The 15814-nt window shown below is 70.9% G+C and carries 12 protein-coding genes; 6 read left to right on the top strand and 6 right to left on the bottom strand.

Annotated features, from left to right (window positions below):
- Positions 1–30 precede the first annotated feature (30 nt).
- From ACIRB4_RS08675 to ACIRB4_RS08660, 4 genes are all read left to right on the top strand, one after another.
- On the top strand, positions 31–717 hold the full coding sequence (locus ACIRB4_RS08675) for a hypothetical protein (protein WP_403289331.1): 687 nt from the start codon (positions 31–33) through the stop codon (positions 715–717).
- A gap of 50 nt (positions 718–767) precedes the next feature.
- The gene (locus ACIRB4_RS08670; protein WP_403289330.1) at positions 768–1583 is read left to right on the top strand and encodes a DsbA family protein; all 816 of its coding nucleotides are present in this window, start codon (positions 768–770) and stop codon (positions 1581–1583) included.
- Positions 1584–1710: 127 nt separating this feature from the next.
- Positions 1711–3360, top strand: coding sequence for an alkaline phosphatase D family protein (locus ACIRB4_RS08665; protein WP_403289329.1), 1650 nt, complete (start codon positions 1711–1713; stop codon positions 3358–3360).
- Positions 3361–3686: 326 nt separating this feature from the next.
- Entirely contained in the window at positions 3687–4652 is a 966-nt protein-coding gene (locus ACIRB4_RS08660; protein WP_403289328.1) for a zinc metalloprotease, read from the top strand.
- Positions 4653–4765: 113 nt separating this feature from the next.
- On the opposite strand, the gene ACIRB4_RS08655 is transcribed toward ACIRB4_RS08660, so the two are convergent.
- Positions 4766–5353 (bottom strand): dienelactone hydrolase family protein, encoded by a 588-nt coding sequence (locus tag ACIRB4_RS08655; RefSeq protein WP_403289327.1) that lies wholly within the window; start codon positions 5351–5353, stop codon positions 4766–4768.
- A gap of 58 nt (positions 5354–5411) precedes the next feature.
- On the opposite strand from ACIRB4_RS08655, the gene ACIRB4_RS08650 reads away from it, so the two are divergent.
- Positions 5412–6551 carry a mechanosensitive ion channel family protein gene (locus ACIRB4_RS08650; protein ID WP_403289659.1) on the top strand — a complete coding sequence of 380 codons (1140 nt, stop codon included), beginning with the start codon at positions 5412–5414 and terminating at the stop codon, positions 6549–6551.
- Between the two features lie 212 nt (positions 6552–6763).
- On the opposite strand, the gene ACIRB4_RS08645 is transcribed toward ACIRB4_RS08650, so the two are convergent.
- The 5 genes from ACIRB4_RS08645 to ACIRB4_RS08625 all read right to left on the bottom strand — a co-directional run bounded on the left by ACIRB4_RS08645 (position 6764) and on the right by ACIRB4_RS08625 (position 11890).
- A complete protein-coding gene (locus ACIRB4_RS08645) occupies positions 6764–8350 on the bottom strand; it encodes a Na+/H+ antiporter (protein ID WP_403289326.1) in 1587 nt (528 codons plus the stop codon).
- A gap of 162 nt (positions 8351–8512) precedes the next feature.
- Positions 8513–8980: a GNAT family N-acetyltransferase gene (locus tag ACIRB4_RS08640; protein WP_403289325.1), complete on the bottom strand. Its 468-nt coding sequence runs from the start codon at positions 8978–8980 to the stop codon at positions 8513–8515.
- A complete protein-coding gene (locus tag ACIRB4_RS08635) occupies positions 8977–9918 on the bottom strand; it encodes an RluA family pseudouridine synthase (RefSeq protein ID WP_403289324.1) in 942 nt (313 codons plus the stop codon). The genes ACIRB4_RS08640 and ACIRB4_RS08635 overlap by 4 nt, the downstream gene beginning before the upstream one ends.
- Before the next feature lie 41 nt (positions 9919–9959).
- Positions 9960–10526 carry a signal peptidase II gene (lspA, locus tag ACIRB4_RS08630; protein ID WP_403289323.1) on the bottom strand — a complete coding sequence of 189 codons (567 nt, stop codon included), beginning with the start codon at positions 10524–10526 and terminating at the stop codon, positions 9960–9962.
- Positions 10527–10588: 62 nt separating this feature from the next.
- Positions 10589–11890 (bottom strand): histone H1-like repetitive region-containing protein, encoded by a 1302-nt coding sequence (locus tag ACIRB4_RS08625; protein ID WP_403289322.1) that lies wholly within the window; start codon positions 11888–11890, stop codon positions 10589–10591.
- Positions 11891–12447: 557 nt separating this feature from the next.
- Between ACIRB4_RS08625 and ileS the strand changes: the two genes are divergently transcribed.
- Positions 12448–15591 carry an isoleucine--tRNA ligase gene (ileS, locus tag ACIRB4_RS08620; RefSeq protein ID WP_403289321.1) on the top strand — a complete coding sequence of 1048 codons (3144 nt, stop codon included), beginning with the start codon at positions 12448–12450 and terminating at the stop codon, positions 15589–15591.
- Positions 15592–15814 lie beyond the last annotated feature (223 nt).

Raw genomic sequence — 15814 nt, 5'->3', positions numbered from 1 at the left:
ACGGGAAGGCATGGCACACTCTCCAGCGCTATGGACATATCAGGGACGCGGCTCAGGGGGCTGCGGGCGGCGCTCTTCACGGCACTGGTCGTGACGCTGTCCGCCGGCTCTCACGTGCTGCTGTCCCGGGTCCCGCTGCCGCTGCCGACCGTCGGCGTGCTCGCGGCCGCCGTCTTCGCCGTGGCCTACGCGCTGGCCGGCCGCGAGCGCGGCTTCGGGCCGATCGCCGGGCTGCTGATACCGCTGGAGCTGGCGGCCGACACGGTCTTCACCACCGGGCAGACGGTCTGTTACGGCCCCGCGGGCGGCCCGGTCGCGGGTTCGCTGCGCGCGGTCGGCGTGGACCTGCTGTGCGGCGGCGCCGTGGGCGTCCCGCTGCCGGGCGTGGCCGCGCCCGAGAGCGGGAGTCTGGCCGCCGCGCTGCACACGCCGAACCCGGCTCTGCCGTGGCTCCTCCTCGCCGCCCATGTGTCGGTCGGGCTGTTCGCCGCGGCCTGGCTGCGCCACGGGGAGCGGGCGCTGGCCCGGCTGGCCGGCGCGGTGGCGACCTGCGCGTTCCGGCCGCTGCTGCTGGTGGCGGCGCTCCACGGAGTGACGCGCCCGGTTGCGGTGCGCCGCGGGCGCCCGTCGGACCGGCCGCGCCGGTCGGGCACCCGGCTCCTCGTGCACTCCGTCGGTCGGCGGGGACCTCCGTGCTCGGGCCTCGCCCTCGCCTGAGCACCGCAGTCCCTGACTTCTTCCTTTTCACTCCACGGAGATCAAAGATCATGAGTGCACGCAACAGCCAGGCCAACAAGGCGGCCGCCCGCGAGCGGCTGCGCATCGAGCGCGAACGCCAGGCGAAGAAGGACAAGATGCGCCGCCAGGTGATCGTCGGCGTCTCGGCGGTCGCCACGCTGGCCGTCGCGGGCGGTATCGGCTACATCGTCGTCCAGGCCAACAAGCCCTCCCAGTGGGAGGCGGCGGCGAAGGCGACGAACATCACGGCGCCCAAGAACACCGAGGGCAAGAACGGCACGACGGTCGTCATCGGCAAGCCCGAGGCAAAGAAGACGCTGGAGCTCTACGAGGACTCGCGCTGCCCGGTCTGCGCCACGTTCGAGCAGCAGGTCGGCCCGACGGTCGACAAGGACGTCGCGGACGGCAAGTACAAGATCAAGTACATCGGTGCCACCTTCATCGACAACGCCGCCCGGGGCGAGGGCTCCAAGAACGCCCTGTCGGCCCTCGGCGCGGCGCTCGACGTGAGCCCGGAGGCGTTCCTGAAGTTCAAGGCGGCGCTCTACTCCACCAAGTTCCACCCGGAGGAGACGCAGGACAAGTTCGCCAAGGACTCGTACATCCTGGAGATCGCCGACTCGGTCCCGCTTCTGAAGGGCAACGAGCAGTTCAAGAAGAACGTGGAGAACGGCACCTTCGACGCCTGGGCGATGAAGATGTCCGCCGCCTTCGACGCGAGCGGCGTGACGGGCACCCCGACGCTGAAGATGGACGGCAAGACGCTGACCGCCGAGGGCAGCAAGAACCCGCCGCTGACGGTGGACGAGTTCAACGCGGCGCTGACCCCGGCGCTGAAGGGCTGACCACGGCACTGAAGGGTGATCATGCTCCGGGGCTGACCCCCCGACCAGCGACAACCGGCCGACAGGCAGGCGAACTTTCCGGATTTCGCCTGCCTGTTCGTCGTACTGGTCAGTAATCTGACTGCCCGTGACCAGTCGTTTCATATCCTCAGCACCCACCCGCCGTACGGTCGTGAAAGCCGCCGCCGTCACGGCCGTCGCCACCCCGGCCCTGGTGGGCGCCGCCTCCCCCGCCACCGCGGACTCCGAGGCCCCCCTCTTCCTCCACGGCGTCGCCTCCGGCGACCCGCTTCCCGACGGCGTCCTGCTCTGGACGCGCGTCACCCCCACGCGCGCCGCCGTGCCCGGCTCCCTCGAAGGACCCGATGTCACGGTCGTGTGGGAGGTCGCCGAGGACCGCGCCTTCGGCACGATCGCGGCCCGTGGCACCACCACCGCCACAGCTCTCTCCGACCACACCGTGAAGGCGGACGTCCGGGGCCTGCGCCCGGCGACCACCTACTGGTTCCGGTTCACCGCCGGCGGGACCGTCTCCCCAGTCGGCCGTACGCGCACCACTCCGGCCCACGACGCCACCGCCACCGGTGTGCGCTTCGGGGTGGTCTCCTGCGCCAACTGGGAGGCCGGCTACTTCTCCGCGTACCGCCATCTCGCCGCCCGCGCCGACCTGGACGCGGTCCTCCACCTCGGGGACTACCTCTACGAGTACGCCAGCGGGGGTTACCCGGCGGAGGGGTCCACGGTCCGGTCGCACGAGCCGAAGCACGAGATCGTCTCGCTGGCCGACTACCGCGTCCGGCACGCGACGTACAAGACCGACCCCGACCTCCAGGCGCTGCACGCGGCCCACCCGGTGATCGCGATCTGGGACGACCACGAGTTCGCCAACGACGCCTGGTCGGGCGGGGCGGAGAACCACACGGAGGGCGCCGAGGGCGCGTGGGCGGCCCGGGTGGCCGCCGCCAAGCAGGCGTACTTCGAGTGGATGCCGGTCCGCGCCTCCACCGAGGGAACGGTCTACCGGCGGCTGCGCTTCGGCAGGCTGGCCGATCTGCACCTGCTCGACCTGCGCTCCTTCCGCTCCCGGCAGTCGAGTGTGGGGAACGGGGCGGTCGACGACCCGGAGCGGACGCTCACCGGACGCGGCCAGCTGGACTGGCTGAAGTCGGGCCTCGCCGGCTCGGACGCCACCTGGAAGCTGGTGGGCACGTCGGTGATGATCTCGCCGGTCGCCTTCGGCGCGCTGCCCGCCCATCTGGTGGGGCCGCTCGCGGAGTTGCTCGGGCTGCCGAAGGAGGGCATCGCGGTCAACGTCGACCAGTGGGACGGCTACACCGACGACCGCAAGGAGCTGCTCGCGCATCTGACCCAGCGGTCCGTCCGGAACACCGTCTTCCTGACCGGTGACATCCATATGGCCTGGGCCAGTGACGTACCGGTGAAGGCGGCGACGTACCCGCTGTCGCGGTCGGCGGCGACCGAGTTCGTGGTGACGTCCGTGACCTCGGACAACCTCGACGACATCCTGCGGGTGGCGCCCGGCACGGTCTCGGTCGTCGCGGCGGGGGCGGTCAAGGCCGCCAACCGCCATGTGAAGTGGGTGGACATGGACCACCACGGCTACGGCGTCCTCGACGTGACGGCCGAGCGCTCGCAGATGGACTACTACACGGTCTCCGACAAGGCCAGGGCGGACGCGACGACCGCCTGGGCGCGTTCCTATCGGACGCTCAGCGGAACCCAGCGTGTCGAGCGGGTGTACCAGCCGGTGCTCTGAGATGACGGCAGGGTCGATTTTCGGCCATGATCCCGTCTGTTAACGGGAGATCACATCGGTACGGCGGGTGGTGGCGTTCGGGCGATCGAATCCGGACACACCACCCACCTCCGTATCCCCGTTCGTTACGTCGACATCTCAAACTCCGGAACAGGCGCAAATTTTTCTTCTCGATGACCCGAAATGCCCTAGGAATGATTGGGCTTGATCGGTCCTCATCAGCGTCTGACATGGACCCGTAATCTCCCCGCGGTGGCGAGGAAGTCCCTCTCCACAACCCCCCGCGAGGAGTCACCGTGCGTGCTCTTGCCCGTATATCGCCGCGTATGTCACGTCGTATGCTCGGCACTGCCGTCATGGCCGGAACCCTGGCCCTGGCCCCCCTCTCCGCCCCGTCGGCCGCCCCGGCCGTGAACACCTCCGCCGCCGCCCTCTCCGCCGAGGAGTGCGAGGACGGTACGGACGCCCACTCCAGCGCCCGTAAGTCCCGTGGCGCCGACGCCCACGGCCACGAGCCCAACGAGGTCACCGCCGCCCAGGCCAAGGCCATGGACGCGGACCTGAAGAAGAGACTGGAGTCGTCCCGCGCCGGCGGCATGAACGCCACCGCCGGCGTCGTGAACATCCCGGTCTACTTCCACGTCATCCACAGCGGTACGACGGGCAAGCTCACCGCCACCGACATCAACAACCAGATGGCAGTCCTCAACTCGGCCTTCGGCGGCCAGGGGACCGGCAATGTGAACACCAACTTCCAGTTCACCCTCGCCGCGACCACCTACACGGACAACGCGTCCTGGTACAACCTCTCCTCCGGCTCCACCGCCGAGAAGGAGATGAAGTCGACGCTCCGCCAGGGCGGCCCCGGCGCGCTGAACTTCTACACCGCCAACCTCAGCGGCGGCCTGCTCGGCTGGGCGACCTTCCCGTCCTCGTACAACTCCAACCCGTCCATGGACGGTGTCGTCGTCCTCGACGCCTCGCTGCCGGGCGGTTCGGCGACCAACTACGACGAGGGCGACACCGCCACCCACGAGGTCGGCCACTGGCTGGGGCTGTACCACACGTTCCAGGGCGGCTGCAACGGCAACGGCGACTACGTCAGCGACACCCCGGCCGAGAAGAGCCCGGCGTACGAGTGCCCGGTCGGACGTGACAGCTGCGCGTCCAAGCCCGGTGTGGACCCGATCAAGAACTTCATGGACTACACCTACGACGCGTGCATGACCCAGTTCACCGTGGGCCAGGTCACGCGGATGACCGACGCCTGGACCGCGTACCGCGCCGGCTGAGACCCGATCGCCTGAGGGAGGGCGCGGCGGGAGAGCCCCCGCCGCGCCCTCTCATGCGTTCTCGGAGGCGTGCTCGGATGCGCTCTCGGAGGCGTTCTCGGGAAAGCGTCCGCTCACCCGTCCTGGAGGCTCTCGATGAAGGCGAGCGCGATCGACCAGGTCTCCTCGGCCGCCGCCTCGTCGTAGTCGGGCAGGTCCGGGTCCGTGTACAGGTGGCCGGCGCCCGGGTAGCGGTAGACCTCCACATCGGCCCCCGCCTTCCCCATCCGCAGGTACCAGGACGTCAGCCAGTCGTGCGACTCGAACGGGTCGGGGTCCGCGATGTGCAGCTGCACGGGAAGGTCGTCGACCGACGCGCTCTCGGCGATGTCCGAGGTGCCGTGGAGCAGCAGCAGCCCCCGCGCCTTCTCGTCCCCCAAAGCCAGGGTCTGCGCGACCGAGGCACCGAACGAGAAACCGGCGTAGACGAGCCCGCGGTCGGAGTAGGGCGCGGAGGCGAGGACCGCCCGCTTCAGCAGCTCCTCCTTGCCGATCGCCTTCTGGAGCTCCATCCCCTCCTCGACCGTCTCCGCGGTTTGCCCCTCGAAGAGGTCGGGCACGCGAACCTGGTGCCCGGCGGCCCTCAACCGCTCGGCCGCGGCCTCCACGGCGGGACGCGGACCGTAGGTCGAGTGGAAAAGCATGATGTCCATGCGATCCATCCTGCCAGCCGGGCCCCCGCACCCCGATCACGGAGGAGAGGAAGACCTCGTGCGCCTCATGCTGGTCCTCGGAGGATCGGTCCTGCTCACCCTGCTGGCGGGCTGGCTCGCCGACCTGCTGCTGCGCCGAACCGACGCCCGGCACCCCGACACCCCCCTGTGGGGGCTGCTCCGCCGCTGCCGGATACCGCTCCAGGCGGTCCTGCTCACGGCCGTGCTGCGCGGCACCTACCGGGAGACGCGCTGGCCCCTGGTCGAGGAGCACGAGGCCGGCATCGGCCAGAGCCTGTCGCTGGTGCTGATCGGCTCCAGCGCCTGGCTGGTCACCAGGATCGCCGCGGCCGTCGTCGAGTCGTCCTTCGCCCGGTACGCCTCCATCAGCCGCGATCCGGCCCGCGTCCGCCGCGTACGGACCCAGGTCACGCTGATCATGAGGATCGTGACGGCGGTCGTCGCCGTGGTCGCCGTGGCGGCCATGCTGCTGACGTTCCCGGCCCTGCGCACCATCGGCACCTCGATGCTGGCCTCCGCGGGCATCATCGGCATCGTGGCGGGCATCGCCGCCCAGTCCACCCTCGGCAACCTCTTCGCCGGCTTCCAGATCGCCTTCGGCGACATGGTCCGCATAGGGGACACCGTGGTGGTGGACGGCGAGTGGGGCGTGGTGGAGGAGGTGACGCTGACCTTCCTCGCCGTACGGACCTGGGACGAGCGCCGCATCACGATGCCGGTGTCGTACTTCACCAGCAAGCCGTTCGAGAACTGGTCGCGCGGCGGCGCGCAGATGACCGGCACGGTCTTCTTCCACCTGAACCACTCGGCCCCGGTCGCCGAGATGCGCGACAAGCTCAAGGAGATCCTGGCGGACTGCCCCTCCTGGGACGGCCGGGACTGGAGCCTGGCCGTCACGGACACCACCCCCAGCACCATCCAGGTGCGCGCCGTGGTGACGGCCAAGGACGCGGACGACGTGTGGACCGTGCGGTGCACCGTACGGGAGCAGATCATCGCCTGGCTGGCGGAGGAGCATCCGCACGCCCTGCCCCGGATCGCCGTGTCGGACGCCGTACCGCCGCCGCGGGCCGCCGGACGGCGCCCGGACACGCCGCCGCCGCTCCCCTCCGAGATCCACAGCAACAACGCCGACGCGTACCGGAAGGACGTCGGCGACGAGCCACCGCGCACCGGCCGGGGCTAGGGAGTGTCCGGAAAGTATCGCCGTCCGCCCGGAGGGCGGGTCTGCGGCGCCCGGTGCGTGCGATCGCAAGGCTGCCGGAAGCCCTCGTAGCGGAGCTACTTGGGCTTGTGGCCAACGCAGCGACCGCGCGTGCAGGGCGTCGCGGACCAGGCGAGACCTTCCGGACACGACCTAGGACCTGTCCGGCCCTGATCCGCGGGCCCGGGTGCGGGTCACCGCATGCTGCGTACGTCGAGCTGGCGCAGCACCCGGTCGACCACCTCCGGGTCGGCGCCCGGCTCGCTGCGCGCCGAGAGGACCTCGTGCCGGGCGGCCGACATCATCTCCCGCTGGATGCGCTGCACCGCCTTGACCCGGTCCGCCCGCTCGGCGAAGGCCGCCCGCCGCTCCTCGTCCAGCATGTCCGGGCTGATCCGCGCCCCGATGTCGAACGCCCCGCGCAGCAGCCGCTCCTGGACCTCCTCCGGCAGCTCCTCGACGCTCTCGATCTCCTGCAGCCGGCGCTTGGCCGCCTTCGCCGCACGGAGGGCGAGCTCACGCTCCAGCGCGCGTTCGGCGTCCGCGTCGGCCCGCACGCCGAGCCGCTTGACCAGCCAGGGCAGGGTGAGTCCCTGGAAGACGAGAGTGGCGATGATCACGCAGAAGGCGATGAAGATGATCTGGTCGCGGCCGGGGAACGGCGCACCGTCCTCCGTACGCAGCGGGATGGCGAGCGCCAGCGCCACCGAGGCCACTCCCCGCATCCCGGACCACCACATGACGACGGTCTCCCGCCAGCTCACCGGGATCTCCTCGTCGTAGTCCCGGCGCGTGTGCAGCCGCTTCGCCAGCCAGGTCGCGGGCAGCAGCCACACCAGCCGCACGCCGACGACGACGACCACCACGGCGGCGCCCCAGCCGAGCATCTCGCCGACGCGGTCCTCCGCCGTGCCGAAGACGTGGTGGAGTTCGAGGCCGATCAGGCCGAAGGCGATCCCGGTGACGAGGGTGTCGACGATCTGCCAGAACGTCTGCCCGGCGAGCCGGCCCATCACGTCGTCGGCGTCGACGGCGTGTTCGGCGAGGTAGAGGGCGACGACGAGGACGGCCAGGACGCCGGAGCCGTGCAGCTCCTCGGCGAGGACGTAGGCGACGAAGGGGACGAGCAGCGTGAGCCCGGTCTGCAGGGTGGCCTCGCCGAGGATCCCGATGAGCTTGTTGCTGAGCCAGCCGAGGCCGAGTCCGACGGCGACGGCGACGACGGCGGAGAGCACCAGCTCACCGCCGGCGCCCGCCCAGGAGAACGTCCCGCCGACGGCCGCCCCGATGGCCACGTGGTAGAGCACGATCGCCGTGACGTCGTTGAAGAGGCCCTCCCCCTCCAGGATCGAGACGAGCCGGCGCGGCAGCCCGAGCGATCCGGCGACGGCGGTCGCGGCGACCGGATCGGGCGGGGCGACGAGCGCGCCGAGCGCGACGGCGGCCGCGATGGGGAGGCCGGGGACGAGCGCGTCGGCCGTGGCGGCGACGGCGGCTGTGGTGACGAAGACGAGGGCGACGGCGAGCAGGAAGATGGGCCGTCTGTTGGCGGTGAACTGCCGCCAGGAGGTGCGCTGCACGGAGGCGTAGAGGAGGGGCGGCAGGACGAGCGGAAGGATGTACTCGGGCGGGATCTCGACGTTCGGCACGAACGGCAGGAAGGCGAGCACGATCCCGATGAGGGTCATCAGCACCGGGGCCGGCAGCCCGAGCCGGTCACCGAGCGGCACCGTGAGGAGCGCCCCGAGCAACAACAGGAACAGCAGGGCCAGTTGATCCACGGTGTGCCCTTCCGCCTTCCGGCGCGTCGACGACGAGGGTCTCCACCCTGCCACGCACCGGTTCGGATCCGGACAAACCGACGTGCGGCGCCGCTCACACGGCCCGCCGCGAGTCGGCCTGACCCGGACGAAAGAGCCTAGGCCTGACCCGGACGAAAGAGCCTAGAGCGCGCGGCGCATCGCGCGGTGCGGGATGCCCGCGTCCGGGAACTCCGGTCCGTACGCCTCGTAGCCGAGCCGCTCGTAGAAGCCGAGGGCCTGCGTCTGGGCGTGGAGGTCCACGGCCTTCAGACCGCGCTCGCGCGCGGCGTCCTCGATCGCGCGGACCAGCGCCGCGCCGACGCCGAGGCCGCGCGCCGCCCGGGAGACGGCGAGCCGGCCCAGGGAGCCCACGGACGCGTCGCCGCCGGTCTTGCCGGCCGCGTCCGCGCCGTGCAGAAGCCGGCCGGTGCCGAGCGGCAGCCCGTCCTCGCGGACTGCGAGGACGTGCACCGCCGTCGCGTCGTACACGTCGTACTCGATCTCCTGCGGCACGTTCTGCTCGACGACGAAGACGTCCCTGCGCACGGCGAAGCAGGCGTCCCGGTCGTCCTGCCCGAGCGCCTCCCGTACGGAGAAACCGGCGCTCACTCGCTCTCCGCGGCGATCTTGTCGAGGGCGTTCCGCAGGTCCGCCGGGTACGTGCTCTCGAACTCGACCCACTCCCCGTCCGACGGGTGCTCGAAGCCGAGCCGCACCGCGTGCAGCCACTGCCGGGTGAGGCCGAGACGCTTGGCCATGGTGGGGTCGGCGCCGTACGTGACGTCGCCGACGCACGGGTGGCGGTGGGCCGACATGTGCACCCGGATCTGGTGCGTACGGCCGGTCTCCAGCTTGATGTCGAGCAGCGAGGCCGCCCGGAACGCCTCGATGAGGTCGTAGTGGGTCACCGAGGGCTTGCCCTCGGCGGTCACGGCCCACTTGTAGTCGTGGTTCGGGTGCCGGCCGATCGGCGCGTCGATCGTGCCGCTCATCGGATCCGGGTGCCCCTGCACCAGCGCGTGGTAGCGCTTGTCGACGACGCGCTCCTTGAACTGCGCCTTGAGCAGCGTGTACGCCCGCTCCGACTTGGCGACCACCATCAGCCCGGAGGTGCCGACGTCGAGGCGGTGCACGATCCCCTGGCGCTCGGCGGCGCCGGAGGTGGAGATGCGGTATCCGGCGGCGGCGAGGCCGCCGATGACGGTGGTGCCGGTCCAGCCGGGGCTGGGGTGCGCGGCCACACCGACCGGCTTCATGATCACGACGATGTCGTCGTCGTCGTGGACGATCTCCATGCCCTCGACGGGCTCGGCCACGATCCGCACCGGCGCCGCGGCGCCGGGCATCTCGACCTCGAGCCACGCGCCACCGCTGACCCGCTCGGACTTGCCGACGACGGAGCCGTCGACCTGGACCTTCCCGGAGGCGGCCAGTTCGGCCGCCTTCGTACGGGAAAACCCGAACATACGGGCGATGGCGGCGTCGACGCGCTCGCCCTCCAGGCCGTCGGGAACGGGCAGCGTGCGGATCTCGGGACTTGTACTCACCCGTCGAGTATGCCCTGTGCCGGCGCCGCCCTGTCCTGCGGTCAGTCCTTGTGGACGGTCCCGTCCGGGTCCAGGCCGCGGAACGACAGGATCACGATCAGGAAGCCGCCGCACACGATCGCGGAGTCGGCGAGGTTGAAGACGGCGAAGTGCGCGGGCGCGATGAAGTCGACGACCGCGCCCTCGAAGACGCCGGGCGAGCGGAAGATCCGGTCGGTGAGATTGCCGAGCGCACCGCCCAGGAGCAGGCCGAGCGCGATCGCCCAGGGCAGGCTGTAGAGCTTGCGCGCCAGCCGGACGATCACGACGATCACCGCCACCGCGATACAGGTGAAGATGACCGTGAAGGCCTCGCCCATGCCGAAGGCGGCACCCGGGTTGCGGATCGCGTGGAACGTCAGCAGGTCGCCGACGACGCGGATCGGCTCGTGGCCCTCCAGCTTGGCGACCACGAGCAGCTTGCTGCCGAGGTCGAGGAGGTACGCGACCAACGCCACGACGAACAGCGCGACGATCCTGCGCCGGCCCTTGGGCCGCTCGCCCGGTGCCTCGGCCTCCTCGGCCCCTGCCGGATCCGGCGTACCGATGATGCGCTCCGCCTCTGCCACGTGAGTCCCTCAACCTAGGTGCCTGACTGCCCACGAGGGTACGGCACCGGGGTACGGGGGCGTCAGCCGCGGCGCTCCTGCTTCTGCTTGTCCTCGACGCACAGCGTGGCCCGTGGGAAGGCCTGCATGCGCGCCTTGCCGATGGGCTTGCCGCAGACCTCGCAGAGGCCGTACGTGCCCGCGTCGAGCCGCTCCAGGGCGTGCTCGGTCTGCTGCAGCATCTCGCGGGCGTTGGCGGCCAGCGCCAGTTCGTGCTCGCGGGTGATGTTCTTCGTGCCGGTGTCGGCCTCGTCGTGCCCGGCGCCGTCCCCGGGGTCCCGCATGAGCCCCGTCAGCTCCTGCTCGGAGTGGAGCAGCTCGGTACGGAGCCTGAGCACCTCGCTCTCCAGCCCGGAGCGGGCCTCCTCGACCTCCTCGGGCGTCCAGGGGTCCTCCCCGGGGCGCACGGCGAGGTCACCGGCCCGGGCCTGGGGCACCGCGGCCTCGTCCTCGGCGGTCGTGACGCCACCCGCGGTCTTCTTCGCTGCCACCGTCATGGCTCCTGTCTGCTCCACCTGCGCCGCGGTAGCGGCCTTCTTCTTGCTCCCGGCCTTACCGGCCGGGTTCTTCTCGGCGACCGTCTTCTCGGCCGGTGCTTCCTGGGCGGCGATCTTCTTCGCCGTGACTTTCCGAGCTCTCCGGGCGTCCGGCCTGTCGACCGGCGCCTTCTTGGCGGCGGGTTTCCCGGCCGGTGCCTGCACCGGGGCCGCCTTCCCGGCCGGCGCCTTCTTGGCGGGCGCCTTCTTGGCGGGCGCCTTCTTGGCCGGAGCCTTCGTGGCGGCGGTCTTCGTGGCGGGGGCCTTCTTGGCGGGTGCCTCCTTGGTCGCGGCCTTCGCGGTCACGGCCTTCTTGGCAGCCGCCTTCGTGGCGGGAGCCTTGGCCGCGGCCTTCTTGGCGGGCACCTCCTTGGCAGCCGCCTTCCTGGCGGCCGTCTTCTTGGCCGGGGCTTCCTTGACCGCCGTCTTCCTCACCGCCGTCTTCGTGACCGCCTCCTTCTTGGCCGGGGCCTCCTTGGCGGCGGTCTTCTTCGCCGCCGCCTTCTTGGTCGCGGTCTTCTTCGCCACCGTCTTCTCGGCCACCGCCTTCTTCGCCGGGGCTGCCTTCTTGCCCGGCGCCGCGGCCACCTTCTTCGCGGCCTTGGCCGAGGCGGTGGCCTTGTCCGGGCTCCCGGTCGTGCTCCGGGTCGTGCTCTTGCGTGCCGGGGCCGCCGCGTCCGCCTTCTTCGCGACCGTCGACTTCTTGCCGGTCACGTCCTTGGCCGACCCGCCCGCACCGGTGGGACCGGTGGCCGAGGTCTTCTTCGCGGCGGTCTTCTTCGCCACCATGTCGCGGCCCCTTCACATTTTGTGATCTTGCTCGCGAATCGTGCTGGGACGATAAATCGGCCCAAGGCCCGCGGCAACGGGGCACGCCGCCGTTTCGGACCCGCCCATGCCCCTGGCACGGCGAGCCTGCATCCGTTGTGCCCAGCTCCCCGCCCGGTAATCACGCTCCGCGCTCCCCCACATGGCCCCGGCCGAACTCCACGGCACCCCATGTGGCCATTCGGGTCACCGGAAAACCGGTCTGCCGCGCCGCCCCGGGGCCCGTACACTGGGCGCAGCGAAAGGCTTGGATGGGGACGAGTAGCGTCGTACGCAGCCATGAGCGACCCGGGGACGGTGAGAGCCCGGGGGCGAGCCCGATGTGAAGCATCACCCCGGAGCCGCCGGAAGAACGCCGTGGGGCAGCCCTCGGCCAGTAGAACCGGCATCGCGACCCCAATGAGGGGGTCACGGGCATACGCCCGGGGCCAAGGAGGGTGGTACCGCGGGAGCCGCGCAGCACGGCGCTCTCGTCCCTCCGGACGGAAACGAAGCAGTCCGCCGGAGGAAGCTCGCCGATGAAACCGCCGCAGTACCGCCAGGTGCCCGCCCAGGTCGACCTGCCCGCGCTCGAGCACGCCGTGCTCGATTTCTGGCGCGAGAGCAAGGTCTTCGCCAAGAGCCTGGAGCAGTCCGAGGGCCGCCCCGAGTGGGTGTTCTACGAAGGCCCGCCCACCGCCAACGGCATGCCCGGCGCCCACCACATCGAGGCCCGGGTCTTCAAGGACGTCTTCCCCCGCTTCCGGACCATGCGCGGCTACCACGTGGCGCGCAAGGCCGGCTGGGACTGCCACGGCCTGCCGGTCGAGCTCGCCGTCGAGAAGGAGCTCGGCTTCTCCGGCAAGAAGGACATCGAGGCGTACGGCATCGCCGCGTTCAACGACAAGTGCCGCGAGTCCGTGCTCCGGCACACCGACGCCTTCGCCGAGCTGACGACCCGCATGGGCTACTGGGTCGACCTCGACGACGCGTACGTCACGATGAACCCCGAGTACATCGAGTCCGTCTGGTGGTCCCTGAAGGAGATCTTCAAGAAGGACCTGCTGGTCCAGGACCACCGCGTCGCGCCCTGGTGCCCGCGCTGCGGCACCGGCCTGTCGGACCACGAGCTGGCGCAGGGGTACGAAACGGTCATCGACCCGTCCGTCTTCGTCCGCTTCCCGCTGACCTCCGGCCCGCTCGCCGGCGAGGCCGCGCTCCTCGTCTGGACGACGACCCCCTGGACCCTGGTCTCCAACACGGCGGTCGCCGCCCACCCCGAAGTCACCTATGTCGTGGCGTCGAACGGGGAGGAGAAGCTGGTCGTCGCCCAGCCGCTCCTGGAGAAGGCGCTCGGCGAGGGCTGGGTGACCACCGGCGAGTCCTTCACGGGCGCGGAGATGGAGCGCTGGACGTACCAGCGCCCCTTCGAGCTGGTCGAGTTCCCGGACACCGCGCACTACGTGGTCAACGCCGAGTACGTCACGACCGAGGACGGTACGGGTCTGGTCCACCAGTCCCCCGCCTTCGGTGAGGACGACCTCAAGGTCTGCCGCGCGTACGGCCTGCCGGTCGTGAACCCGGTCCGCCCCGACGGCACCTTCGAGGAGGAGGTGCCGCTGGTCGGCGGCGTCTTCTTCAAGAAGGCCGACGAGAAGCTCACGGCCGACCTGGACGCGCGCGGCCTGCTCTTCAAGCACATCCCGTACGAGCACAGCTACCCGCACTGCTGGCGCTGCCACACGGCGCTGCTCTACTACGCGCAGCCGTCCTGGTACATCCGTACGACCGCCGTCAAGGACCGTCTCCTCCAGGAGAACGAGAAGACGAACTGGTTCCCCGACTCGGTCAAGCACGGCCGCTTCGGCGACTGGCTGAACAACAACATCGACTGGGCGCTCTCCCGCAACCGCTACTGGGGCACCCCGCTGCCGATCTGGCGCTGCGAGGACGACCACCTCACGTGCGTGGGCTCGCGCGCCGAGCTGACGGAGCTGACCGGCACGGACCAGTCGGAGCTCGACCCGCACCGCCCGTACATCGACGACGTCACCTTCACGTGCACGGCGGAGGGCTGCGCGAAGACGGCCACGCGCGTGCCGGAGGTCATCGACGCCTGGTACGACTCGGGTTCGATGCCGTTCGCGCAGTGGGGCTACCCGTACAAGAACAAGGAGCTGTTCGAGAGCCGCTACCCGGCGCAGTTCATCTCCGAGGCCATCGACCAGACGCGCGGCTGGTTCTACACGCTGATGGCGGTCGGCACGCTGGTCTTCGACAAGTCCTCGTACGAGAACGTGGTCTGCCTCGGCCACATCCTCGCCGAGGACGGCCGCAAGATGTCGAAGCACCTGGGCAACATCCTCCAGCCAATCCCGCTGATGGACCAGCACGGCGCGGACGCGGTCCGCTGGTTCATGGCGGCCGGCGGTTCGCCGTGGGCGGCCCGCCGGGTCGGCCACGGCACGATCCAGGAGGTCGTGCGCAAGACGCTGCTGACGTACTGGAACACGGTCGCCTTCCAGGCGCTGTACGCGCGTACGGCGAACTGGGCGCCGTCCGAGGCCGACCCGGCACCGGCCGACCGCACGGTCCTGGACCGCTGGCTGCTGAGCGAGCTCAACGCGCTCGTGGACCAGGTGACGCAGGCGCTGGAGGCGTACGACACGCAGCGGGCCGGCAAGCTCATCTCGGGCTTCGTCGACGACCTGTCGAACTGGTACGTGCGTCGTTCGCGGCGGCGGTTCTGGCAGGGCGACAAGGCGGCCCTGCGCACGCTCCACGACGTCGTGGAGACGGTGACCCGTCTCATGGCGCCGCTCACCCCGTTCATCACGGAGCGGGTCTGGCAGGACCTCGTGGTTCCGGTGACGCCGGAGGCGCCGGAGTCGGTGCACCTCGCCACCTGGCCGGAGGTCGACGCCTCCGCGATCGACCCGGAGCTGTCCCAGCAGATGCTGCTGGTCCGCCGCCTGGTGGAGCTCGGCCGTGCGACGCGCGCCGAGTCGGGTGTGAAGACCCGCCAGCCGCTCTCCCGGGCGCTGGTCGCGGCGACGGGCTTCTCCGCACTCTCGCCGGAGCTGCGGGCCCAGATCACGGAGGAGCTGAACGTCTCCTCGCTGGCCTCGCTGAGCGAGGTCGGCGGCTCGCTCGTCGACACGACGGCGAAGGCGAACTTCCGGGCGCTCGGGAAGCGCTTCGGCAAGGGCGTCCAGGACGTGGCGAAGGCGGTCGCGGCGGCGGACGCGGCGGCGCTGTCCCTGGCCCTGCGCTCCGGCGAGGCGGTCCTCTCGGTGAACGGCGAGGACATCACGCTCACTCCGGAGGAGGTCATCATCACGGAGACCCCCCGGGAGGGCTGGTCGGTCGCCTCGGACTCGGGCGCGACGGTCGCCCTGGACCTGGAGATCACCCCGGAGCTGCGGCGGGCGGGCCTGGCCCGTGACGCGATCCGCCTGATCCAGGAGGCCCGCAAGAACAGCGGCCTGGACGTGGCGGACCGGATCGCGCTGCGCTGGTCGTCCACGGACGAGGAGGTCACCTCGGCGCTCACGGACCACGCGTCCCTGATCGCCGACGAGGTCCTGGCAACGGACTTCGCCCCCACGGAAGCGGACACCACCTTCGGCACCCCCTTCACGGACGAGGGCCTGTCCCTGACGTTCCGCCTCCGCAAGGCGTAACCCCTCACGCGAGAAGGCCCGCCTCCCACGGGGGCGGGCCTTTTCCGTCCCCGACGCCCCTGACTGAGACCCAGCGGCACACGCATCCCGTCGAAGGGCGAGCGCCGGAACCCCGAATTCGCCCGCGAGGGGCGAGCCCCGGAACCCGCCCCTCCGGCTCAAAGCCCGGGGCACCCCCGACCCTCGCGGCGCGAAGCCGCCACCCCGGCACGCGCACTCGCCG

Origin of the sequence: Streptomyces sp. NPDC093600, from assembly GCF_044764755.1 — a bacterium.
Taxonomy (GTDB): domain Bacteria; phylum Actinomycetota; class Actinomycetes; order Streptomycetales; family Streptomycetaceae; genus Streptomyces.
Note: the sequence above shows the minus strand (reverse complement) of the source record. Positions and strands in the feature narration are given on the sequence as shown.

Bases quoted from the DNA above. Each gene is read 5' to 3' on its own strand.
- ACIRB4_RS08675 (WP_403289331.1), top strand. From the start codon at position 31: ATGGACATATCAGGGACGCGGCTCAGGGGGCTGCGGGCGGCGCTCTTC.
- ACIRB4_RS08670 (WP_403289330.1), top strand. From the start codon at position 768: ATGAGTGCACGCAACAGCCAGGCCAACAAGGCGGCCGCCCGCGAGCGG.
- ACIRB4_RS08660 (WP_403289328.1), top strand. From the start codon at position 3,687: ATGTCACGTCGTATGCTCGGCACTGCCGTCATGGCCGGAACCCTGGCC.
- ACIRB4_RS08655 (WP_403289327.1), bottom strand. From the start codon at position 5,353: ATGGATCGCATGGACATCATGCTTTTCCACTCGACCTACGGTCCGCGT.
- ACIRB4_RS08650 (WP_403289659.1), top strand. From the start codon at position 5,412: ATGCTGGTCCTCGGAGGATCGGTCCTGCTCACCCTGCTGGCGGGCTGG.
- ACIRB4_RS08625 (WP_403289322.1), bottom strand. From the start codon at position 11,890: ATGGTGGCGAAGAAGACCGCCGCGAAGAAGACCTCGGCCACCGGTCCC.
- ileS (WP_403289321.1), top strand. From the start codon at position 12,448: ATGAAACCGCCGCAGTACCGCCAGGTGCCCGCCCAGGTCGACCTGCCC.